The organism is Streptomyces sp. NPDC004752 (genome assembly GCF_053601275.1).
This window is the reverse complement of the sequence record NZ_JBSGBN010000021.1, coordinates 44,732-66,874: the sequence shown is the minus strand read 5'-3', so window position 1 is coordinate 66,874 and position 22,143 is coordinate 44,732. Positions and strand designations below refer to the sequence as shown.

24 protein-coding genes are annotated in these 22,143 nt (G+C 72.5%); 3 read left to right on the top strand and 21 right to left on the bottom strand.

The genetic code is table 11. The features are described from left to right. Positions 1-4: 4 nt before the first annotated feature. From ACWEKM_RS11810 to ACWEKM_RS11775, 8 genes are all read right to left on the bottom strand, one after another. Positions 5-781, bottom strand: coding sequence for a DsbA family protein (locus ACWEKM_RS11810; RefSeq protein ID WP_451621010.1), 777 nt, complete (start codon positions 779-781; stop codon positions 5-7). A gap of 259 nt (positions 782-1,040) precedes the next feature. Next, the gene (gene trpA, locus ACWEKM_RS11805) at positions 1,041-1,859 is read right to left on the bottom strand and encodes a tryptophan synthase subunit alpha (RefSeq protein ID WP_451621009.1); all 819 of its coding nucleotides are present in this window, start codon (positions 1,857-1,859) and stop codon (positions 1,041-1,043) included. Continuing rightward, the gene (gene trpB, locus ACWEKM_RS11800) at positions 1,856-3,148 is read right to left on the bottom strand and encodes a tryptophan synthase subunit beta (protein ID WP_451621008.1); all 1,293 of its coding nucleotides are present in this window, start codon (positions 3,146-3,148) and stop codon (positions 1,856-1,858) included. The genes trpA and trpB overlap by 4 nt, the downstream gene beginning before the upstream one ends. A gap of 59 nt (positions 3,149-3,207) precedes the next feature. Continuing rightward, positions 3,208-3,432 carry a tryptophan biosynthesis modulator TrpM gene (gene trpM / locus ACWEKM_RS11795; RefSeq protein ID WP_451621007.1) on the bottom strand — a complete coding sequence of 75 codons (225 nt, stop codon included), beginning with the start codon at positions 3,430-3,432 and terminating at the stop codon, positions 3,208-3,210. A 22-nt stretch (positions 3,433-3,454) separates the two neighbouring features. Continuing rightward, a complete protein-coding gene (gene trpC, locus ACWEKM_RS11790) occupies positions 3,455-4,264 on the bottom strand; it encodes an indole-3-glycerol phosphate synthase TrpC (RefSeq protein WP_451621006.1) in 810 nt (269 codons plus the stop codon). A 132-nt stretch (positions 4,265-4,396) separates the two neighbouring features. Then, positions 4,397-4,846, bottom strand: coding sequence for a DUF2752 domain-containing protein (locus tag ACWEKM_RS11785; protein WP_451621005.1), 450 nt, complete (start codon positions 4,844-4,846; stop codon positions 4,397-4,399). A 153-nt stretch (positions 4,847-4,999) separates the two neighbouring features. Further along, positions 5,000-5,263, bottom strand: coding sequence for an HGxxPAAW family protein (locus ACWEKM_RS11780; protein ID WP_451621028.1), 264 nt, complete (start codon positions 5,261-5,263; stop codon positions 5,000-5,002). 198 nt (positions 5,264-5,461) lie between these two features. After that, positions 5,462-7,075, bottom strand: coding sequence for a PucR family transcriptional regulator (locus ACWEKM_RS11775; protein WP_451621004.1), 1,614 nt, complete (start codon positions 7,073-7,075; stop codon positions 5,462-5,464). A 483-nt stretch (positions 7,076-7,558) separates the two neighbouring features. On the opposite strand from ACWEKM_RS11775, the gene ACWEKM_RS11770 reads away from it, so the two are divergent. After that, positions 7,559-8,350: a class II aldolase/adducin family protein gene (locus ACWEKM_RS11770; RefSeq protein WP_451621003.1), complete on the top strand. Its 792-nt coding sequence runs from the start codon at positions 7,559-7,561 to the stop codon at positions 8,348-8,350. 181 nt (positions 8,351-8,531) lie between these two features. Here the strand turns inward: ACWEKM_RS11770 and ACWEKM_RS11765 are convergent, their stop codons facing one another. From ACWEKM_RS11765 to hisI, 3 genes are read right to left on the bottom strand one after another with little or no spacing between them, the layout of a single operon-like run. After that, the gene (locus ACWEKM_RS11765) at positions 8,532-9,170 is read right to left on the bottom strand and encodes a TIGR02234 family membrane protein (protein ID WP_451621002.1); all 639 of its coding nucleotides are present in this window, start codon (positions 9,168-9,170) and stop codon (positions 8,532-8,534) included. A gap of 25 nt (positions 9,171-9,195) precedes the next feature. Next, entirely contained in the window at positions 9,196-10,728 is a 1,533-nt protein-coding gene (locus ACWEKM_RS11760) for an anthranilate synthase component I (RefSeq protein WP_451621001.1), read from the bottom strand. 11 nt (positions 10,729-10,739) lie between these two features. Then, positions 10,740-11,198, bottom strand: coding sequence for a phosphoribosyl-AMP cyclohydrolase (hisI, locus tag ACWEKM_RS11755; protein ID WP_451621000.1), 459 nt, complete (start codon positions 11,196-11,198; stop codon positions 10,740-10,742). Between the two features lie 121 nt (positions 11,199-11,319). On the opposite strand from hisI, the gene ACWEKM_RS11750 reads away from it, so the two are divergent. Further along, positions 11,320-11,955, top strand: coding sequence for a TIGR03085 family metal-binding protein (locus ACWEKM_RS11750; RefSeq protein WP_451620999.1), 636 nt, complete (start codon positions 11,320-11,322; stop codon positions 11,953-11,955). Positions 11,956-12,354: 399 nt separating this feature from the next. Here the strand turns inward: ACWEKM_RS11750 and ACWEKM_RS11745 are convergent, their stop codons facing one another. From ACWEKM_RS11745 to hisD, 10 genes are all read right to left on the bottom strand, one after another. Next, positions 12,355-13,746 (bottom strand): MFS transporter, encoded by a 1,392-nt coding sequence (locus ACWEKM_RS11745; RefSeq protein ID WP_451621027.1) that lies wholly within the window; start codon positions 13,744-13,746, stop codon positions 12,355-12,357. Between the two features lie 134 nt (positions 13,747-13,880). Further along, on the bottom strand, positions 13,881-14,468 hold the full coding sequence (locus ACWEKM_RS11740) for an ArsR/SmtB family transcription factor (RefSeq protein WP_451620998.1): 588 nt from the start codon (positions 14,466-14,468) through the stop codon (positions 13,881-13,883). A 101-nt stretch (positions 14,469-14,569) separates the two neighbouring features. Continuing rightward, entirely contained in the window at positions 14,570-15,325 is a 756-nt protein-coding gene (hisF, locus tag ACWEKM_RS11735) for an imidazole glycerol phosphate synthase subunit HisF (RefSeq protein ID WP_451620997.1), read from the bottom strand. Beyond that, positions 15,322-15,753: a RidA family protein gene (locus ACWEKM_RS11730; protein ID WP_451620996.1), complete on the bottom strand. Its 432-nt coding sequence runs from the start codon at positions 15,751-15,753 to the stop codon at positions 15,322-15,324. The genes hisF and ACWEKM_RS11730 overlap by 4 nt, the downstream gene beginning before the upstream one ends. After that, on the bottom strand, positions 15,750-16,475 hold the full coding sequence (gene priA, locus ACWEKM_RS11725) for a bifunctional 1-(5-phosphoribosyl)-5-((5-phosphoribosylamino)methylideneamino)imidazole-4-carboxamide isomerase/phosphoribosylanthranilate isomerase PriA (protein ID WP_451620995.1): 726 nt from the start codon (positions 16,473-16,475) through the stop codon (positions 15,750-15,752). Before priA ends, ACWEKM_RS11730 begins: the two co-directional genes overlap by 4 nt. Then, the gene (gene hisH, locus ACWEKM_RS11720) at positions 16,472-17,119 is read right to left on the bottom strand and encodes an imidazole glycerol phosphate synthase subunit HisH (RefSeq protein ID WP_451620994.1); all 648 of its coding nucleotides are present in this window, start codon (positions 17,117-17,119) and stop codon (positions 16,472-16,474) included. Before hisH ends, priA begins: the two co-directional genes overlap by 4 nt. Then, complete coding sequence (locus ACWEKM_RS11715; RefSeq protein ID WP_451620993.1) at positions 17,110-17,274, bottom strand: hypothetical protein; 165 nt, start codon at positions 17,272-17,274, stop codon at positions 17,110-17,112. Before ACWEKM_RS11715 ends, hisH begins: the two co-directional genes overlap by 10 nt. Before the next feature lie 3 nt (positions 17,275-17,277). Further along, the gene (hisB, locus tag ACWEKM_RS11710; protein ID WP_451620992.1) at positions 17,278-17,880 is read right to left on the bottom strand and encodes an imidazoleglycerol-phosphate dehydratase HisB; all 603 of its coding nucleotides are present in this window, start codon (positions 17,878-17,880) and stop codon (positions 17,278-17,280) included. Next, positions 17,877-18,986 (bottom strand): histidinol-phosphate transaminase, encoded by a 1,110-nt coding sequence (locus ACWEKM_RS11705; protein WP_451620991.1) that lies wholly within the window; start codon positions 18,984-18,986, stop codon positions 17,877-17,879. The genes hisB and ACWEKM_RS11705 overlap by 4 nt, the downstream gene beginning before the upstream one ends. Continuing rightward, the gene (hisD, locus tag ACWEKM_RS11700; protein ID WP_451620990.1) at positions 18,983-20,326 is read right to left on the bottom strand and encodes a histidinol dehydrogenase; all 1,344 of its coding nucleotides are present in this window, start codon (positions 20,324-20,326) and stop codon (positions 18,983-18,985) included. The genes ACWEKM_RS11705 and hisD overlap by 4 nt, the downstream gene beginning before the upstream one ends. Before the next feature lie 182 nt (positions 20,327-20,508). Between hisD and ACWEKM_RS11695 the strand changes: the two genes are divergently transcribed. After that, positions 20,509-22,086, top strand: a complete 1,578-nt coding sequence (locus ACWEKM_RS11695; RefSeq protein ID WP_451620989.1) for an oxidoreductase — start codon at positions 20,509-20,511, stop codon at positions 22,084-22,086. Positions 22,087-22,143 lie beyond the last annotated feature (57 nt).

Sequence of the window (22,143 nt, the reverse complement as noted above, 5' to 3'; positions counted from 1 at the left end):
TCGCTTACCCCTTGTCCGCCGCCTCCACCATCTGCTTGAGCTTGTCCGGGGTCATGGTCTGGTCCTGGTAGATGTTCTTGCCGTTCAGCAGGACGGTCGGCGTGCCGGAGAAGCCGCCGGCCTGGAATGCCTTGTTGGACTTCGCCACCCAGCTGTTGTGCGTGCCGTCTTTGACGCACTTTTGGAACTCCGGCGTGTCGAGGCCGTTCACCTTGCCCGCCAGCTCGATCAGCTTGGCATCGCTGGAGAAGGCGTCGTCCGTCTCCTTGGGCTGGTTCTCGTACAGCACGTCGTGGTATTCGCGGAACTTGCCGGCGTCCTGGGCGCAGGCGGCCGCGTTGGCCGCGCGCCGGGAGCCGCTGCCGCCGAGGTTGCCGTCGATGAGCGTGACCAGGTGGTACTCGATTCTGAGCCGGCCGGCGTCGGTCAGTTCGTGGAGCGTGGGGCGGTATGTCGTCTCGAAGATCTGGCAGGCCGGGCAGCGGAAGTCCTCCCACACCGTGAGCGTGGACTTGGCGCCGTCCTTGCCGACCGGGATGGCGAGGCCGTCCTTGCCCTGCGCGCCGGAGGGTGCCACGACCGGGCCCGAGCTCGCGCTGCCCTTCTCCTTGCCCGCGTTCGCGGCGACCACGCCGATCACCGCGGCGAGCCCGAGCACGCAGACCACGCTCGCGCCCACGATCAGCGCGCGCCGCCGCTTGTCCGCGGCCTTCTGCTTCTCTCGCTCGACCGCCAGCCGCTCACGGGCGGTGCGCTTTCCGTCACGATTCTTCTCGCTCACACCCCCAGAACGAACCGGGGAGGCGCAGCGCGCCTCCCCGATCCCAGGTCCACCCGTTCGAGTGACGAACGCTCCGCGGGTAGGGCGGTACCGCGCCGTCGTTCGTCTGCCGTCGTTCGACCGCGGCACCGTCGTGGCTGGTCGCGCAGTTCCCCGCGCCCCTTTGGGGCGCTGCCACGCCGCGCCGTTCGACCGCGACACCGCCGGGGCCGATCCCGCAGTCCCCCCCGCGCCCCCTTCGGCCTTCGGGGCGCTGTCGTCATGCCTGCCCGCGTACGCCCCTTGCCAGGTCACCGGCCAGTTCGCGGACCGCCGCGAGGCCGGCGGGGTGGTCCGGTGCGTCCAGCATGCGCTTGACGAAGGCCGAGCCGACGATCACCCCGTCGGCGAAGCCGGCGACCTGCGCGGCCTGGGCGCTGTCGGAGACGCCGAGGCCGACGCAGACGGGCAGGTCGGTGCCGGTGGCGCGGGTGCGCTCCACCAGGCCCTGGGCCTGCGCGCCGACGGACTCGCGCGTGCCTGTGACGCCCATCAGCGAGGCGGCGTAGACGAAGCCGCTACCGGCCGCGGTGATCTCCGCAAGCCGGGCGTCCTCGCTGCTGGGGGCGACCACGAAGACCGTGGCGAGGCGGTGCTTCGCGGCGTGCTCGCGCCACAGCGCCGACTCCTGGACCGGCAGGTCGGGCAGGATACAGCCCGCGCCGCCCGCCGCCGCCAGCTCGGCGGTGAAGCGCTCCACGCCGTAGCGGTCGATGGGGTTCCAGTAGGTCATGACGAGGACGGGCTTCCCGGTCGCCTCGTGGGCCTCCCGGACGGTGCGCATGACGTCGGCGATCCGCACGCCGCCGCGCAGCGCGATGTCGTCGGCGGTCTGGATGACCGGGCCGTCCAGGACCGGATCGCTGTGCGGCAGCCCGACCTCGACGACGTCGGCGCCACCGTCGAAGACGGCCTTGACCGCCTCGATGCCGCCGTCCACGGTCGGGAACCCGGCCGGGAGGTAGGCGATCAGGGCAGACCGGCCCTCCGCCTTCACGGCGGCGAGCGTGTCGGTCAGCAGCTGGATGTTCCCGCTCACTTGGCGTCCCCCTCGATCTCGGCGTGCGCGCCGGCCGCATCCGCGGCGACCTCGGCGTCCGCGTCGGTGTCGTACAGGCCGAAGTAGCGGGCGGCCGTGTCCATGTCCTTGTCGCCGCGGCCGGACAGGTTGACCACGATCAGCCCGTCCTTGCCCAGCTCCCCGCCGATCTCCAGGGCGCCGGCGAGCGCGTGGGCGCTCTCGATCGCCGGGATGATGCCCTCGGTGCGTGACAGCAGGCGCAGCGCCTGCATGGCCTCGTCGTCGGTGATCGCGCGGTACTCGCCGCGGCCCGACTCCTTGAGGTAGGAGTGCTCGGGGCCGATGCCGGGGTAGTCCAGGCCGGCCGAGATCGAGTACGGCTCGGTGATCTGGCCCTCGTCGTCCTGGAGCACGAAGGAGCGGGAGCCGTGCAGGATGCCGGGCACGCCCGCGGTGAGGGTGGCAGCGTGCTCGCCGCTGGCGATGCCGTGCCCGGCGGGCTCGCAGCCGACGAGCCGGACGGAGGCGTCCGGGATGAAGGCGTGGAAGAGGCCGATGGCGTTGGAGCCGCCGCCGACGCAGGCGACGGCGGCGTCGGGGAGCCGGCCCGCCCGCTCCAGGAGCTGGCGGCGGGCCTCCACACCGATCACCCGGTGGAAGTCGCGCACCATGGCGGGGAACGGGTGGGGGCCGGCCACGGTCCCGAACAGGTAGTGGGTGTGCTCGACGTTGGCGACCCAGTCCCGGAATGCCTCGTTGATGGCGTCCTTCAGGGTGCGGCTGCCGGATTTCACGGCGATGACCTCGGCGCCCAGCATGCGCATCCGGGCCACGTTCAGGGCCTGGCGCCTGGTGTCGATCTCACCCATGTAGACGGTGCAGTCGAGGCCGAACATCGCGCACGCGGTGGCGGTCGCGACGCCGTGCTGGCCCGCGCCCGTCTCGGCGATCACACGGGTCTTGCCCATCCGCTTGGTGAGCAGGGTCTGGCCCAGCACATTGTTGATCTTGTGGGAGCCGGTGTGGTTGAGGTCCTCGCGCTTGAGGAACACCCGGGCGCCGCCGGCGTGCTCGGCGAACCGCGGCACCTCGGTGAGCGCGCTCGGGCGGCCGGTGTAGTTGGCCAGGAGGTCGTCGAGTTCGCGGGCGAACTCCGGGTCGTGCTTGGCCTTGTCGTACTCGACGGCGACCTCGTCCACGGCGGCGACGAGCGCCTCCGGGATGAACTTGCCGCCGAACGCGCCGAAGTAGCCCTCGGCGCTGGGGATCCGACCCTCCGGGTCGGGGATGAAGAACTCGCTGGGCATGCGTAAACCTCACGGTGAGCTTGTGGAAAGGCACTCATTGCCGTGGGGGGCGGGCTCCGTCAGTGGGCCGCGCGACCGTTCTGGCCGGTCGCGTGGTTTCCCGCGCCCCTGTCGGGGCGCTGCCATCGACGGCCGTTCACCTGCCCGGGCTCGTCACCGATGACGTAGCGCACCCGGCGGCCGTGCACCCTGCGGGCGGGCGCGCGGCAGCCACGGGGACGGCAGCCGCGCGCCAGGCGGGCGTACCGGTCCGTGGTCGTCACGGGGGTCGTCGCTGTCATCATCGGTGCCCACCCTATCGGGAGGTCAGCTCCGGCCGTGCCGCAGTGCGGGGTGCTCGCCCGCCGCCACCAGGTCGGCGACGGCCGCCTTGGGGTCGCGCCCGGTCACCAGGGACTCGCCGACCAGGACCGCGTCGGCGCCCGCGTTGGCGTAGGCGATCAGGTCGTGCGGGCCGCGGACGCCGGACTCGGCGATCTTGATCACGCCGTCCGGGATCTCCGGGGCGACCCTCTCGAACGTGCCCCGGTCGACCTCCAGGGTCTTCAGGTTGCGCGCGTTGACGCCGATCACCTTGGCGCCCGCGTCCACCGCGCGGTCCACCTCGTCCTCGTCGTGCACCTCGACGAGCGGGGTGAGGCCGATGGAGACGGCGCGTTCGATCAGCGACTCCAGGGCCGGCTGGTCGAGGGCGGCGACGATCAGCAGCGCGAGGTCGGCGCCGTACGCCCGGGCCTCCCACAGCTGGTACGAGCTGACGATGAAGTCCTTGCGCAGCACCGGGATGTCCACGCGGGCCCGGACCGCCTCCAGGTCGGCGAGCGAGCCGCCGAAGCGGCGCTGTTCGGTCAGGACCGAGATGACGGCCGCGCCGCCCGCCTCGTAGTCGGCGGCGAGCCCGGCCGGGTCGGCGATCGCGGCCAGCGCGCCCTTGGACGGGCTGGAGCGCTTGACCTCGCAGATGACCTTGACGCCGTCGCCGCGCAGGGCGGCCGCCCCGTCCTTGGCGGCGGGCGCCTTGGCCGCGCGCTCCTTGAGCTCGTCGAGGCTGACGCGCGCCTGCCGATCCGCCAGGTCGGCACGGACTCCGTCGATGATCTCGTCGAGCACACTCACGCGAGCGGTCCCCTTCCAGACGGCTGTTCCTGCGGGTCGAAAGCCCGTGGTCACTGCGATGGTATCCGCAGGACGGCGAAGGCCCCGCATCCGGTTGTCACCGGTCCCACTACCTGGACTTCGCCCAGTCGATCAAGGATGCAGCCAGCCACCGAACGGCAGGTTCCGGACAATGGTGAAGACCAGCAGCAGGGCCCCCAGGCTCCACAGGTGCACCGGCCCCAGGGACAGCCGCATCGGCCGTCCGCGCACCGCGCGGACCACCCAGACGGTCCACAGGACGGCGAAGACCAGATAGGCGGCCACGGCCGGGGCGTTGGCCTGGAGCGCGGCCGTGAGGTCCCCGTGGATGAAGGCGTGCGCGCTGCGCAGTCCGCCGCAGCCGGGGCAGTACAGGCCCGTGTAGCCGTACAGCGGGCACACCGGGTAGTGGCCGGGCTCGTTGGGGTCCACCGTCCCGACATACGCGAAGGCTCCGGCAACGGCCGCGAAGAGGCCCGCGGGGACCGCCAGCCGGCCGAGGACGGCCGCGCGGGCCGGGCGCGGCACCAGGTGCTCACTGTCGGCGTTCACGTCTCGCATTGTCCCCCCTGCGGCCGCGGACGCGCGTGAGGGGCGCCGCGGCGGCCCGTGCGGTGCCGTGGCGCCCCTCTCACGAGGTGGTGACGAGCCTCATGAGGTGGTGACGAGGCGGTCGTCCGGCGGATCAGCTCCTGCCGGGCCGGTTCCGCCGGGTCAGCTCTCGACGGCGGCGGGCTCGGGCGTCACCGCGGCCCGGGTCTGGGGCTGAGGGACCCGGTGGATGTCCTTCGGCTGGCCGAGGCCCATGGAGCGCATGACGGCGCCGACGACACCGCCGAGCACCACGATCGCCATGCCGGCCCAGAAGCCGATCGGCTGTGCCATCACCATGAAGGCGCCCGCGACGCAGAACCCGATGAAGGCGATGATGACACCGGTCCAGGCGGCCGGGGTGTGACCGTGGCTGCTGCCCGCCATTGCTTGCTCCTCGTTGCCGTGTGCGTGTGTGAGCCGGACGCTCATCACCGCCCATTGTCCCGTACGGGTGGACCCGGCGTGAGCAGGGGTGGGTCCCGGCGGGCGTCTGGTTCGCCACATCGGGTCCGACGGGGTCGCGGCGCGGACGGCGCCGACGGGCCCGCCCGTACCGACGGCGCTCGTGATCACTGCACCTGGCTAGTGGCCCTCTTCGGCGGGCAGCCAGTCCAGGGCGAACCAGAGTTCCATGCGTACGGCCGGGTCCTGGAGGTCGGCATCGAGGAGTTCGGCGACCCGTGCCACGCGATGGCGCACGGTGTTGCGGTGGACCTGGAGCTCGGCGGCCGTACGGTCCCAGCTGCCGTGGAAGGCCAGCCAGGTGCGCAGGGTGGCGAGCAGGACGGGGGCGCCCGGCGGCCCGGCCCGGTCGAGCGCGGCGAAACGGGTGCGGGCGAACTCCTCGGCGTCCGCGGGGGCCACCAGGCCGTGGACGGTCGGCGGCGCGGCCTCGTGGACGACGGCCGGCACCTCGGCGGCGATCGCGCGCCGCAGCGCGTGTTCGGCCTGGGCGTCGGCACGGGGCAGGCCGGCCGCGGGCGAGGGCGCGCTGAAGCCCAGGGTCCATCCGAGGGCGGCGGCCTGCGCGGGGGCGGCCGGACGGGCCCCGGGCGCGCTGGGGACGAGCGCTCTCAGGCTGGTCCCGTCGATGTGCAGATAGGGGGTGCCGAGGGCCGTGCCGAGAGCGGCGAGCCGCGCGGGATCCCCGCCGGACCGCGGCGCTCGCGGGGACCGCCGCCCAGGGTCCTCGGGCCGCCGCGCGGTGTGCCGTCCGTGCACGACGATCCAGTGGTCGTCCGTCGGCCTCTCGGCGGGTACGAGGGCGGGCGCGACCTCGGCCGGAGCGGCGCCGAGCATGAGCCGGACGAGCGCTCCGACGCCGTGGCTGTCGGTGGTCAGCGCGTGCCGGGGGCTGGTGAGCAGGGACAACAGGACGATGGCCGTGCCGGTCACCTGGCGGTGGACCGGGGTCGGGGTGGTCGTCGCGGCCTGGCCGAGGGCCAGGGGGGTGGTGCCGTCCGCTCCGGAGAGCGTGTGCACGGTCAGGTGAACGCCGTCGTGGTGGTCGGCCGCGGCCGCGGGAGGCGGCGATCCGCCCGTGGCGGGACGGACCGCGGTACGGACGGCGAGGTCGCGCAGGAGGTCGCGGACGGCCTCCGGGGGACGCCTGCCCGCCCGGAACAGTTCGTTGCCCTGGCCGTCGAGGAGCACCGCCCAGGCGCCCGTGTGGACGCTGAGCTGGGTGAGCACGGCCTGGAGCGCATCCGGTCGGGCGGCGGCCGAGGCGAGGGCCGACTGCGCCTGGGAGATCCGCTTCAGATCGCGGTTGCGGGCCTCGGCGATCGCGGCGTACGTCGCCCGGCCGACGGCGACGAACGGGGTCCGGGGCGGCAGCCGCAGCAGCGGCAGCTCATGGCGGTCACAGGCGGCGACGAGTCCGGCCGGCACCTCCTGGTGCAGCGGGGCGATGCCGAAGCCGAGGGCGGCGATTCCGGCGGCGACCACGCGTGCCACGAAGGTGTCGATGCCCTCCGCGTCGGGCGGCAGCCGCACTCCGGAAGTGAGGAGGAGTTCGCCGCCGACCAGGTAGGGCGTGGGGTCCTCAAGCTCGGTGGTACCGACCGTGCCGATGAGCCGGTCCTCGGCGGGGCCCGCCACCTGTGTCAGGGCCAGCGCGGGATCGGCGAGCAGCACACTGAGCGGAACCGCCGTCTCATCGGCGGCCGGATCGGTCTCGGCCACGGAGAAGGTCACGGAGAAAGAGGTCCTTCCGTACAGCGAACGGCGGCGCCGTGCCGGTTATCGGATTCATCCAATGGATGGCTCCAGATTGGATGAATCCGGCGCTTCAGCTCAGTGTGCCCCGTGGATAACGTCACCCACCAGCAGGGGCTCCGGCCCTGGCGGCACCGCCTCCCCTCCCCACGTTCCCGGACGGCGCCGCACGCCCTTTCCCCTACGCGACGCGAAGCCGCGCTCGCTCCCCGCCCCCCGAGCGGCACCCACTCGGCGGCCCGCGCCTCCCGGCGCCCGGACCGCAGGAATCGGAGGACCTGATGACCGTCGGCCATCTCGTCATGGCCGTCGCTTGCCCCACCGACCGACGCCCGCGATGACCAGCGGAATGGCGCCCCTGATCACCGTTCAACGCATCCACGGCCCCCTACGTCCTCACACCCACGCCCACACCCACACCCACACACGTCCTCACACCACACACCACCGGAGGCTCATCCCGTGACCACGTCGGCCCACCTCACCGAGCACACCCCGTCGGCCATCTCCGCCGAGGAGGCGCGGCTGCGCCGCGAACTCGCCGCCGTCTACCGCCTGGTGGCCCACTTCCGGATGACCGACCTGATCTTCACGCATATCTCCGCCCGCATCCCCGGCCCCGAGCACCACTTCCTGATCAACCCCTACGGTCTGCTCTTCGAGGAGATCACCGCGTCCAACCTCGTCAAGGTGGACCTGGCCGGTCACCCCGTCGAGGACACCCCCCACCCGGTCAACCCCGCCGGCTTCGTCATCCACAGCGCCATCCATGCCTCCCGCCCCGACGCCCAGTGCGTTCTGCACACCCACACCAAGGCCGGCTGCGCCGTCGCCGCCCAGGAGGACGGTCTGCTCCCGCTCAACCAGATCTCCATGGAGTTCTACGGCCGGGTCGGCTACCACGACTACGAGGGCGTCGCCCTCAACCTCGCCGAACAGCGCCGCCTCGTCGCCGACCTCGCCGACCACCCCGCGATGATCCTCCGCAACCACGGTCTGCTGACCGTCGGCGAAACCCCCGGCCAGGCATTTCTGCGGATGTACTACCTGGACAAGGCGTGCGAGATCCAGACCACGGCCATGGCCGGGGGCGCGAGGCTCAGCATCCCCCAGCATGACGTCTGCGAACTCACCGCCCGCCAGTTGACGGGGCAGGACAAGGACTCCGACTTCAGCGACGACGAGGCGTACGACCTCGCCTGGTCCGCCCTGCTCCGCCTCGTCGAGCGCATAGCCCCCGACCACAAGGACTGAAGCCGCCACGGACCCGGCCGAAGGCCAGGGCCCGTGAAGGTGCGGCGGGTCTGGGACGCGGAACCGCCGATGCCACCGCGGTCCGTGTCCCGGATCCACCGCGGACTCGCACGCAGGACACGTGAGTCCACCGGCATCGCGGGCTAGCCAAGCCCCCGGTCCAACCCAGGTCCAACCCGGTCTAACCCCCCGTCGGGTCCTCGCCGCGGTCCAGGGCCTTCCACAGGTCCTCGGGCCGGTCGGGGTCGACGGCCGCGGCGGTGCGGCGCGGGCGCGCCGTGCCGCGCTCGTAGCGGCCGGACATGGCGGGCCACAGCCGGCCGTAGCGCAGCGCGAGGAGCCCGGCGAGCAGGAGCAGCACGCCGCCGACGGCCGCCACATAGGGCCAGGCCGTATGGCTGAGCGCGGCGACCGTGGCGGAGGTGTCCCCGGATGCCTCGGCGGCCTTCTCGTCGAGCGCGGAACCGTCGGAGGCACCGGCCAGGGCGGCGGCGACCGTACCGGCGCCGCAGAGCGCGAGCAGCGCGGCGACCAGCAGTCGGCCGCCCTTGCGGACGGCGAAGACGGCGACGAGGGCCGCGAGGCCCACTATGGCGAGGGCCGCGGGGACGCCCGTCACGTCGCTGCCCTTCGCGGTGAGCGGGAAGGCACCGCCGGCCACCGTGGCGGTCCCCTCCGACCAGCGCTGGCGCGTGGCAAGCAGCGCCACGGCGGCGCCGAGCGCGCCGCACAGCAGCGCCACGGCGAGGCTCCGACGGCCGGCCCGGGCGGGTGCCGCGGCTTCGGAACGGGGGTGAGGTACGGCTGTCACGTCCTCCACTATCGCCTGAGCCCCGAGCGTTACGTCACCCGGGGTTCACTCGATCCCTTCCGAGACGGTTCGCGGTGTGCACCGCGCGGAGCACCGCCGCCGCCTTGTTGCGGCATTCCTGGTCCTCGGCGACCGGGTCGGAGTCGGCGACGATGCCCGCGCCCGCCTGGACGTAGGCGGTGCCGTCGCGCAGCAGCGCCGTACGGATGGCGATGGCCGTGTCGGAGTCGCCCGCGAAGTCCAGGTAGCCGACGCAGCCGCCGTACAGGCCGCGCCGGGACGGTTCGAGTGCGTCGATGATCTGCATGGCCCGGGGCTTGGGCGCGCCGGACAGGGTGCCCGCCGGGAAGCACGCCGTCAGCACGTCGAAGGCGGTACGGCCGGCGGCGACCCGGCCGGTGACCGTGGAGACGATGTGCATGACGTGCGAGTACCGCTCGATGGACATGAAGTCGACGACCTCGACCGAGCCGGGCTCGCAGACCCGGCCCAGGTCGTTGCGCCCGAGGTCGACGAGCATCAGGTGCTCGGCGCGCTCCTTGGGGTCGGCGAGCAGTTCGTCGGCGAGCGCCTGGTCCTCCTGCGGGGTGGCGCCGCGCGGCCGGGTGCCGGCGATGGGGTGGACCATGGCCTGCCCCTCCTCGACCTTGACGAGTGCCTCCGGGGACGAGCCGACCACGTCGAAGGCGCCCCCGGCCCCGTCGGGCAGCCGGAGCAGATACATGTACGGGGACGGGTTGGTGGCCCTCAGCACCCGGTACACGTCCAGTGCGCTCGCCGTGCACGGCGTCTCGAAGCGCTGCGAGGGGACGACCTGGAATGCCTCGCCGGCCCGGATGCGCTCCTTGACGTCCGCCACAGCCTCCTGGAAGTCGGGGCCGCCCCAGCGCGCGGTGTACGGGGGCAGTTCAGAGGGTGGCAGCACCGCGGGCGGCTGGGCGACCGGGCGGCAGAGGTCTGCCTCCATGGCGTCCAGGCGGGCCACGGCGTCGGCGTGGGCCTCGTCGACGCCGGTGTCCAGGTCGTTGTGGTTGATCGCGTTGGCGATCAGCAGGACCGTGCCCTCCCAGTGGTCCATGACGGCCAGGTCGCTGGTGAGCAGCATGGTCAGCTCGGGCAGCTTCAGGTCGTCCCGCTCGCCGGGTCCGATGCGCTCCAGGCGGCGGACGACGTCGTAGCCGAGATAGCCGACCATGCCTCCGGTGAAGGGCGGCAGGCCCAGGTCGTGGGCGAGGTCGCGGGGGGTGTGCAGGGCCTCGACGGCGGCGCGCAGGGCGGCCAGCGGGTCACCGCCGAGTGGGACGCCGACGGGTGGGGTGCCGAGCCAGTGGGCCCGGCCGTCCCGCTCGGTCAGGGTGGCGGCCGACCGGACGCCCACGAAGGAGTAGCGGGACCACTGAAACGCGGCGCGGCCGTTCTCGGCGGACTCCAGCAGGAAGGTGCCGGGGCGCTCGGCGGCCAGCTTGCGGTACAGCGCGACCGGGGTGTCGCCGTCGGCGAGGAGCTTGCGGGTGACCGGGATGACCCGGCGGTCGCCCGCCAGCTTGCGGAACGTCTCAAGATCCATGGCGGCAGACCTTACTGACCCGGGCTCTTCGCCCGCGACTGACCCGTGCTCTTCGCCCGCGCCTGCGGGGAGCCGGAGTCCTGGGTGGCGGCCGGCGCGCCGGGGTCGGCGTCCTTGAGGAGCACGTCGGCGTCGAAGCAGGTGCGGGCGCCGGTGTGGCAGGCTGCACCCACCTGGTCGACCTTGACCAGCACCGTGTCGGCGTCGCAGTCGAGGGAGACCGACTTCACCCACTGGACGTGCCCGGACGTGTCGCCCTTGACCCAGTACTCGCGGCGGCTGCGGGACCAGTAGGTGCAGCGGCCGGTGGTCAGCGTGCGGTGCAGCGCCTCGTCGTCCATCCAGCCCAGCATCAGCACCTCTCCGGTGTCGTACTGCTGGGCGATGGCCGGGAGAAGCCCGTCGGCGCTGCGCTTGAGGCGCGCGGCGACCTCCGGGTCGAGGCTGCTGGGCTGGGGCGTGCTGGTCATGGATGCCATTGTGCCGCGCGGCACCGACAGTGCCCGGAGCTGTCCAGTGGTTGGGCGCCGAGAGGGGGGCGGCGCGGGGCGACGGGTGGGCGGAGCGCGAGCCTGGTCGTAGGCTGACGGTATGTCGACCTTCGCCAAGCGTGAACGGCTTCTGCTCGCCGACCTCTTGGAAACCACCGGCCCCGAGGCACCGACCCTCTGCGAGGGCTGGCAGACCCGCGACCTCGCCGCGCACGTGGTGGTGCGCGAGCGCCGCCCGGACGCCGCCGGGGGCTCGCTGATCAAGCAGCTCGCGCCGCGCCTGCAAAAGGTGATGGACGAGTACTCCGCGAAGCCGTACGAGGAACTGCTCCAGCTGATCCGTACCGGCCCGCCCCGCTTCTCGCCCTTCCAGCTCAAGCAGATCGACGAGGCCGCCAACACCGTCGAGTTCTACGTCCACACGGAGGACGTCCGGCGCGCCCAGCCGGACTGGACGCCGCGCGAGCTGGACCCCGTCTTCCAGGAGGCCCTGTGGTCCCGGCTGGAGCGCACCGCCCGGCTGCTGGGCCGGGGCGTGCCGACGGGCCTGGTGCTGCGCCGCCCCGACGGCCAGACGGCCGTCGCCCACCGGGGCGCGCCCGTGGTGACGGCGACGGGCGAGCCCTCGGAACTGCTGCTGTTCGCGTTCGGCCGGCAGGCCGCGGCCGAGGTCGAGCTGACGGGCGACGAGAACGCGATCGCCAAGCTGCGGGAATCCAAGCAACTGGGCATCTGAGGCGCACGCACGCCTCCCACGGGGACGCCAACCTGCGCGTCCGGTGCGGGCAAGGTGCTCGGCAGGGCAGTCGGGGCCCGGCTGCGGTCCCGCGCGCCGGGCATCTGCCTCGCGGGGCGCCAACCGTCCAAGACGCACCAGCCGTCGCCCGCGTGGGCATCCGGGGGCGCGTGCCATGCCTCGCCCTCGGACAGGCACCGCATGGACATCATGGGCACCCCGTACCGTGCAGGTACGCGCGCGGGGCGCCAACCCTCCGAAACGCGCCAGCCGTCACTTTCATAGGCATCCGGGGCCTCTGGGCATCCGGGCCGCGCCGGGCCTCGGCCGGAAAGACACCTCCTGGACATTCATGGCCCCGGCATCTGAGCCGCGCGGGGCATTGCCCGTCCGGGGGCGTCAGCGGGGCAGTTCGGCGTGGCGCAGGCCCGGTACGCACAGGGCGACGATGCCGCCGAGCCCGCACACCGCGGCGCTGACGGCGAACACCGGGCCAAGACCCCAGGCACCGATCGCGGCCGCCGCGACGGGCATGCTCAGCGGAGCGAGACCGAGGCTGACCAGGCCGGCGACGGCAGTGACCCGGCCCAGGTAGGCGGGGTCGGCCTCGGTCTGCAGCAAGGCGATGCAGAGGGCGCCGCTCAGCCCGGCGAACAGCCCGACGAGGAGAGCCACGCCGACGGCGGCGAGGAGATACGGGACGAAGGCGAGGGCGCCGATCGCGACGGAGCCCGCAAGGATCGCATACCCGGCTACCAGGCCGGCCCGCGGCAGCCGGCCCCGGACGGCCAGCAGCAGCGACACGGCGGCCGCGCCGACGCCAAAGCCGGCGAGCACCCAGCCCATACCGGAGGCGCCCCAGCCGCGCCGGTCGGCCAGCAGGGTCAGGCCGACATTGAGCGGGCCGACGAACCCGAAGTCGCCGAGCGCGATGACCGCCATCAGCGGGGCCAGCACCCGGTGCCCCCGGATGTAGCGCAGCCCGCCCACCAGATCACCCCAGGCGCGGGACCGGGCCCTGGGGCGGTCGGTCCGCTCGGCGACATGTGCCTCCACGGCATGTGGCTCCACGGCATGTGGCTCCACGGCATATGCGGCGGCATGAGGCTCCTCGGCGGGACGTCCTTCGGCGACATGTCGCTGGGCCACATGTGGCGCGGAAACATGTGGCCCAGCCACATGTGGCCCAGCCACATGTGGCGCGCCCGGGTGTGGTTCCGAGGTACGTGGCCCGGGTAGCGGTACGGCGTCCGGGCCGGGGATCGTGGTGTCGGCCGGCAGGGCGCGGAACCGTACCGAGATCAGCAGCGGCACCGACGCGGCGATGAGCGCGCCCGCGAGGCCGAACGCGACCGCCGCGCCGCCGAGCGCCACACCCAGGCCGCCGAGCGGGGCGCCGACGACGCTCGCGAAGCGGCTGGACAGCCCGCGCATCCCCTGCACCCGGGCCAGCTGGTCCCTGCCGGTGATCCGGGCCGGGAGGGCGCCCACGGCGGGCATGAACACGGCGTCCACGGCGCCGAAGACCAGGGCGAGCAGGGCCAGGGACCACAGGCCGGGACTGGCGAGGAGGAGCAGCGCGGCCACCGCGAGGACCGCCGCGCAGCGCACCGCGTCGCTGCCGATGACGACCCGGCGCGGCCCGAACCGGTCGGCGACAACACCGCCCCCGAGCATCAGCACGGCTCGCGGCAGGGCGCCGGCCGACATGACGAGACCGGCCTGGGCCGGCGTCCCGGCCTGGACGGCGGCCCAGGACAGCGCGAGGAAGTAGACGTTGTCGCCGAGCATGGAGCAGGTGTAGGCGCTCAGCCAGCGCAGGACGTTGGGGTCGCGGTGGGCGGGGCGGGCGACGGCGGCGCCGGGCGCGGCGGACGGCGCGGTGGCGGAGGGCAAAACGGCGACCTCTCTCAGACGCGGAACTCTCAGACGCGGAATGGGAATCCGTGCACGTGCAGCGCGACGTTCTCGCGCCCGGCGGTGTCGCCGGCGGCCTCTGCGGCCCGGCCCTTCTCCTCGTACCTGCGCAGCAGCGCCGTCAACTCCTCGTGCAGCTCGTCCAGTTCGGCCGCCGTGAGCCTGACCAGCCACTCGCTGTCCGGTGCGGCGGAGTTCCATTCGGCGCTCCAGGTGGCCCGCTCGTCGAGGTAGCGCCGGTGCATGTCGGCGCGCTGGTGGTGGAGGAGCCGACTGGCCGCCAGGTGTGCCGCCGCCCGCTCGGGGGCGTCCCGGAAGTCCTCGTCCCGGATGCTCACGCCCCGCGAGGAGGGCCGCCACCACCGCTCCCGGCCGTCACCGCTCTGCCGCTCGGCCTCCTCGATCAGCCCGTGCTCGGCCAGCTTGCGCAGGTGGTAGCTGACCAGTGACACCGCCTCGTCGACCTGGTCGGCCAGCTGCGAGGCGGTCGCGGTCCGGGCGATGTAGAGCAGGCGGTACAACCGCATGCGCAGCGGATGGGTCAGGGCCTTCAGGGTGCCGAGGTCGGTGATCGGGCGGGTCTCCTCGCGTGCCATGCCATCACCGTAGATACGAAAGAAAAGTTGCACAACAGATTTTGCGCAACTTTCCTTTCGCGTTTCGGCGGACCGTGAGCGCAGGACGGCAGAACAGGGCGTCACCGCACGGGGTGGCCGGCCTCGCGTAGTGCCTGCTTCACCTGGGCGATCCGTAGGTCGCCGAAGTGGAAGACGGAGGCCGCCAGCACGGCGTCGGCGCCGGAGGCGACGGCCGGTGCGAAGTCCGCCAGCTTGCCCGCGCCGCCGGAGGCGATGACCGGGACGGTGACGTGCCCCCGCACGGCCGCGATCATCTCCAGGTCGTAGCCGTCCTTCGTGCCGTCCGCGTCCATGGAGTTGAGCAGGATCTCCCCCGCGCCCAGCTCGGCGGCCCGGTGCGCCCACTCGACGGCGTCGATGCCGGTGCCGCGGCGCCCGCCGTGGGTGGTGACCTCGAAGCCGCCCGGCCCGCTGCGACGCGCGTCGACCGAGAGGACCAGCACCTGGCGCCCGAACCGCTCGGCGATCTCGCGGATCAGTTCGGGGCGGGCGATCGCCGCGGTGTTCACGCCCACCTTGTCGGCGCCGGCCCGCAGCAGCTTGTCCACGTCCTCGGCGGTACGCACGCCACCGCCGACCGTCAGCGGGATGAAGACCTGTTCGGCGGTGCGGCGCACCACGTCGTAGGTCGTCTCGCGGTTGCCCGAGGACGCGGTGATGTCCAGGAAGGTCAGCTCGTCGGCGCCCTCGGCGTCGTACACCTTGGCCATCTCGACGGGGTCGCCCGCGTCGCGCAGGTTCTGGAAGTTGACGCCCTTGACGACCCGGCCGTTGTCCACGTCCAGGCAGGGGATGACTCGGACCGCCAGGGTCATGAATCCACGGCTCCTCTTGCTGCTTCTTGCTGCTTGTGGCCTCGGAAGGCTTCCAGTTCCACCTCGACCAGGATGCGCGGGTCGACGAAGCCCTCCACGACCAGCAGGGTCGAGACCGGGCGCACGGAGTCGAACAGCTCCTTGTGGGCCCGGCCCGCCTCGTCGACGTCCCGCAGATGGGTCAGATACATCCGGGTCCTGATCACCGACCCGGGCCCCAGCCCGAACTCGGCGATCGCCTCCAGCGCGCTGGTGAACGCCACCTTCGCCTGCTCGTACGGGTCGCCCTCCCCGTACAGCACCCGGCCCTTGAAGGCCGTGGTGCCCGCCACCAGCACACGGTCGCCCGCCGCGACGGCGCGCGCGAAGCCGAAGCTCTCCTCCCAGGGACTTCCGCTCTGCACGCGCCGCACGGCTTCGGACGTCATGACGACACAGCCTCCAATGCCTCTTCCAGGGTGAACGCCTTCGCGTACAGCGCCTTCCCGACGATGGCGCCCTCGACTCCGAGGGGTACCAGCTCGGCGATGGCCCGCAGGTCGTCCAGCGAGGACACGCCGCCCGAGGCCACGACCGGACGGTCGGTGGCCCCGCAGACGTTCTTCAGCAGCTCCAGGTTCGGGCCCTGCAGCGTGCCGTCCTTGGCGATGTCGGTGACGACGTAACGGGCGCAGCCCTCCTTGTCGAGGCGCGCCAGCGTCTCGTAGAGGTCGCCGCCGTCCCGCGTCCAGCCGCGCCCGCGCAGTGTGGTGCCGCGGACGTCCAGGCCCACCGCGATCCGGTCGCCGTGCTCGGCGATCACTGCGGCGACCCACTCGGGGCTCTCCAGGGCGGCGGTGCCGAGGTTCACCCGGGTGCAGCCGGTGGCGAGCGCGGCGGCGAGGGTGCCGTCGTCCCGGATGCCGCCGGACAGCTCCACCTTGATGTCCATCGCGCCCGCGACTTCGGCGATCAGCGCGCGGTTGTCGCCGGTGCCGAACGCGGCGTCCAGGTCGACCAGGTGCAGCCACTCGGCGCCCGAGCGCTGCCAGGCGAGGGCGGCCTGAAGCGGCGAGCCGTACGAGGTCTCGGTCCCGGACTCGCCGTGCACGAGGCGGACCGCCTGGCCGTCCCTGACGTCGACGGCGGGAAGGAGTTCGAGCTTGCTCACAGTGTTCCGATCCAGTTGGTGAGGAGCTGGGCTCCGGCGTCGCCGGACTTCTCGGGGTGGAACTGCGTCGCCCACAGGGCGCCGTTCTCCACGGCCGCCACGAACGGCTTGCCATGCGTCGACCAGGTCACCTTGGGGGGGTGCAGCAGCGGGTTCTGTGCCTCGAAGGTCCAGTCGTGGACGGCGTAGGAGTGCACGAAGTAGAAGCGGGCGTCCGCGTCCAGGCCCGCGAACAGTTCGGAGCCGGGCGGCACGGCCACGGTGTTCCAGCCCATGTGCGGCACGATCTCGGCCTCAAGCGGCTCGACCGAGCCGGGCCACTCGCTGAGGCCCTCGGTCTGCACGCCGTGCTCGATACCGCGCGCGAACAGGATCTGCATGCCGACACAGATGCCCAGCACCGGGCGCCCGCCGGACAGCCGACGGTCGATGACCCAGTCGCCGCGGGCCGCGCGCAGCCCCTGCATGCAGGCGGCGAAGGCGCCGACGCCGGGCACCAGCAGGCCGTCCGCGTTCATCGCCTTGTCGAAGTCACGGGTGATCTCGACCTCGGCTCCCGCGCGGGCCAGGGCGCGCTCGGCGGAGCGGATGTTGCCGAAGCCGTAGTCGAGGACGACGACCTTCCTGGCTGCGCTCAATTCCACACCTCCAGCCGCAGCACTCCGGCGACCAGGCACATCGCCGCGCCGATGGACACCAGCACGATGAGGCTGGTGGGCATCTTCTGCTTGACGAAGGAGATGATGCCGCCGACGAGGAAGAGGCCGACGACGATCAGCAGGGTGGACAGTCCGGTCATGGTCTACAGTGCGCCCTTCGTGGACGGGAGGATGCCGACCGCGCGCGGGTCCCGCTCGCTCGCGTAGCGCAGCGCCCGTGCCAGCGCCTTGAACTGGCACTCCACGATGTGGTGCGCGTTGCGCCCGTAGGGCACGTGCACGTGCAGCGCGATCTGTGCCTGGGCGACGAAGGACTCCAGGATGTGCCGGGTCATCGTGGTGTCGTACTCGCCGATCATCGGCGCCATGTGGTCGGGTTCGGTGTGCACCAGGTAGGGGCGGCCGGAGAGGTCGACGGTGACCTGGGCGAGGGACTCGTCCAGCGGGACCGTGCAGTTGCCGAAGCGGTAGATGCCCACCTTGTCGCCGAGCGCCCGCTTGAACGCGGCACCGAGCGCGAGGGCGGTGTCCTCGATGGTGTGGTGCGAGTCGATGTGCAGGTCGCCGTCGGTCTTCACGGTCAGGTCGAACAGACCGTGCCGGCCGAGCTGGTCGAGCATGTGGTCGTAGAAGCCGACGCCGGTGGCGATGTCGGTCCGGCCGGTGCCGTCGAGATCGATCTCGACCAGGACCGAGGTCTCCTTGGTGGTGCGCTCGACACGTCCGACGCGTCCTTCGCGGTTCATGAACTCTGCTCCTTCTTCAACTCACGTACCGCGTCGAGGAACGCGTCGTTCTCCCGAGGGGTTCCGGCGGACACCCGCAACCACCCCGGTACGCCGTTGTCCCGGACCAGGACGCCCCGGTCGAGGATCTTCTGCCAGGTCTCGTGCGCGTCCGTGAACCGCCCGAACTGCACGAAGTTCGCGTCGGATTCCGTGACGTCGTAGCCGATCGCGCGCAGTTCGCGCACCAGCCGGTCCCGCTCCGTCTTCAGCTGCTCGACGTACTTCAGCAGGGTGTCGGTGTGCTCCAGGGCGGCCAGCGCGGTCGCCTGGGTGATCGCCGACAGGTGGTACGGCAGCCGGACGAGCTGGACGGCGTCCACCACCGCCGGGTGCGCGGCCAGATAGCCGAGCCGCAGTCCCGCCGCGCCGAACGCCTTGGACATGGTGCGCGAGACGACGAGGTGCGGCCGGCCCGCGAGCAGTGGCAGCAGCGAGTCGCCGTGGCTGAACTCGATGTACGCCTCGTCCACGATCACCATGGACGGCTTGGCCGCCTGCGCGGCGTCGTACAGCGCGCGGACCGTCTCGGGCGGAACCGCGTTGCCCGTGGGGTTGTTGGGGGTGGTGATGAACACGACGTCCGGGCGGTGCTCGGCGATCGCCCGCTCGGCGGCGGCGAGGTCGATGGTGAAGTCCTCGGTCCGTGGGCCGGAGATCCAGCCCGTGCCGGTGCCCCGCGCGATGAGCGAGTGCATCGAGTACGACGGCTCGAAGCCGATCGCCGTGCGGCCCGGCCCGCCGAAGGTCTGCAGCAGTTGCTGGATGACCTCGTTGGAGCCGTTGGCGGCCCAGATGTTCTCGATGCCGAGCGGGTACTTGCCGGTCCGCGTCAGGTAGGTGGCCAGCTCGGTGCGCAACTGGACCGCGTCCCGGTCGGGGTAGCGGTTCAGGTCGCGGGCGGCGGCGCGCACCCGCTCGGTGATCCGCTCGACCAGCGGCTCGGGCAGCGGGTACGGGTTCTCGTTCGTGTTCAGCCGTACGGGGACGTCCAACTGGGGCGCGCCATAGGGGGACTTGCCGCGCAGTTCGTCCCGTACGGGGAGATCGTCGATTCCGGGGTTCACTTGCTCGTCGGTACCTTCCAGCCGAACCTCGCCTTGATGGCCGCGCCGTGCGCGGGCAGGTCCTCCGCCTCCGCCAGCGTGACCACGTGGTGCGCGACCTCGGCCAGTGCGTCCCTGGTGTAGTCCACGATGTGGATGCCACGCAGGAAGGACTGGACGGACAGGCCGGAGGAGTGGCAGGCGCAGCCTCCGGTCGGCAGGACGTGGTTGGACCCGGCCGCGTAGTCGCCCAGGGACACCGGCGCCCAGGGGCCGATGAAGATCGCGCCGGCGTTCTTGACGCGGTCGGCGACCGCGGCGGCGTCGGCGGTCTGGATCTCCAGGTGCTCGGCGCCGTATGCGTCGACCACCCGCAGGCCCTCGTCCACGCCGTCGACCAGCACGATCGCGGACTGCCTGCCGCCGAGGGCCGGGACGATCCGGTCGTCGACGTGCTTGGTGGCCGCGACCTGCGGCGCCAGTTCCTTCTCCACCGCGTCGGCCAGCTCGACCGAGTCGGTGACCAGCACGGCGGCGGCCAGCGGGTCGTGCTCGGCCTGGCTGATCAGGTCGGAGGCCACATGCACCGGGTCGGCGGTGTCGTCCGCGAGGATGGCGATCTCGGTGGGCCCGGCCTCGGCGTCGATGCCGATCCGGCCGGTGAAGAAACGCTTGGCGGCGGCGACCCAGATGTTGCCGGGGCCGGTGACCATGTTCGCGGGGGCGCAGGACTCGGTGCCGTAGGCGAACATCGCGACCGCGGTCGCGCCGCCCGCCGCGTACACCTCGTCGACGCCGAGCAGCGCGCACGCGGCCAGGATGGTCGGGTGCGGCAGGCCGCCGGCCGGATCATCTTCAAAAGCGGGGGCCTGGGCCGGGGAGGCCAGGGCGATCGAGGCGACGCCGGCCTCCTGCGCGGGCACCACGTTCATGATCACGGAGGAGGGGTAGACCGAGCGGCCGCCCGGCGCGTAGAGCCCGACCCGCTCGACCGGCACCCACTTCTCGGTCACCGACCCGCCGGGCACGACCTGGGTCGTGTGCGTCGTACGACGCTGTTCACGGTGGACGAGGCGGGCGCGGCGGATCGACTCCTCCAGGGCCGCGCGGACCGCCGGGTCGAGGGCCGCGAGCGCGTCCGCGAGGGCCTTTTCCGGCACACGGACGGATTTCAGCCGTACCCCGTCGAACCGCTCCGCGAAGTCGATCAGCGCCGCGTCACCGCGATGATGCACGGCCTCGCAGATCGGGCGCACCTTCTCCAGTGCGGCCTGAACGTCGAAGTCGGCCCGGGGCAGCAGGTCGCGCAGGGCGGGGCCCTCGGGAAGGGCGTCGCCGCGCAGATCGATTCGGGAGATCACGGGGTCAATTCTCGCAGACCGGGGTGACGGACGGTGCGCGCGTATCAATGGCTGATACAGAACCTGGCCGGAATCCGGAAGATCCCCTTCACGTCTAGCGTTCGGAGCGTCACTCAGCGGGCATGAACGGTTGTACGAAACGGGGTGCATCCGCGCGTGACCGTGAGGAGGAGGGAACAGCGGTGACCGAGGGGACCGGCCTGCGCGTCGGGGACCTGCCCGACGACCTGACCGCCGCCGAGGCCGGAATGTGGCAGGCGTTCCGCAACGGCAGCGGCTATGACCTGAGCAGCGGGGACGCCATCGTCGACGATCCGCACGGCGGGCACCCCTGGGGGCCCGAACGCACCGTGCGGGCCCGCATCATCGCCTGGCTGCTGCTCGACGGGCCGCCCGCGCTGGCCGGCCGGGTGTCGTCCCTGAAGCTGGCCGGGGTGCGGATCACCGGCACCCTGGACCTGGCGGGCGGCACGGTCACGCCGTACGTCGAGATGAAGCGCTGCCGGTTCGAACGGGACATTCTGCTGCCGGAGGCCCGGTTCACGACCATGCGGCTGGTGGACTGCTCGGTGCCGCGCCTTGAGGCGGCCCGCGTGCACACCGAGGGCGATCTGCATCTGCCGCGCTGCCGGTTCCACAACGGGGTCCGGCTGACCGACGCGCAGATCGGCACGGACCTGCTGCTCAACCAGGCCGTCGTCTACCGGGACCGGACGGGCCGCTCGATCGCCGCGGACGGACTGACGGTCGGCCAGGACCTCCAGGCGGAGTTACTGGAGTCGCACGGCGAGCTGAGCCTGCGCAGCGCCAAGATCGGCGTGTCGCTGAGCCTGCGCGGCGCGCGGCTGGCCAACCCGTACACCCGCCTCGCCCTGAACGCACCCCAGTTGACCGTTGAGCGCACCCTGTATCTGACCCCGGCCGGCGTGGGCAACCCGCTGCTGAGCGGCACCACACCCGCGCACGGCACCCGGATCCAGCGGTTCGAGTGCCAGGGCGGGGTGCGCCTCGACGACGGGCGGTTCGGGGACGCGGTCGACCTGGAGCGGGCCCGGTTCGTCTTCACCGACGACCAGGAACTGTCGCTGCGCCGGGCGCAGACGCCCGAGCTGCGCTTCCTCGGGGAGCGGCCGGAGCGCGGCAAGGTGGTGCTGTCGGGGGCGCGGGTGGTGACGCTGGTGGACCGGGCGGGCAGCTGGCCGGGGCCGGGCAGTCTGCACATGGGCGGCTTCGGGTACGAATCCCTCGTCCCGCAGGGCCCGTTCCCGCTGACCCGGCGGCTGGAGTGGATCGCGGCGGCGACCGCCGAGTACAACCCGGAGCCGTACGAACGGCTGGCCGCGGTGCTGCGCGCCGCGGGCGAGGACGAGGACGCGCGCGAGGTGCTGCTCGCCAAGCAGCGCCGGCGCCGCGAGACGCTGCCGCTGGCCGGCAAGCTGTGGGGGTACGCCCAGGACTGGACGGTCGCCTACGGGTACCGGCCGGGCCGGGCCGCCGTGTGGATGACGGTGCTGTGGGCGGCGGGCACGCTCGCCTTCGCGCACACCACCCTCAAACCGATGAACGCGACCGGGCATCCCGGCTGGAGCCCGGCCCTGTTCGCCCTGGACCTGCTGCTGCCGGTGATCGACCTGGGGCAGGCGGGCCAGTGGCAGCTGCACGGCGGCTGGCAGTGGCTGGCCGCGGTGCTGATCCTGCTGGGCTGGATCCTGGCCACCACGGTGGCCGCAGGAGCGACCCGCCTACTCAGACGCGGTTAGGACCGGTCTGCGCCCTTCCCGCAGAGCCCGCGCCGCCCGGCATCACACCGGGGACAC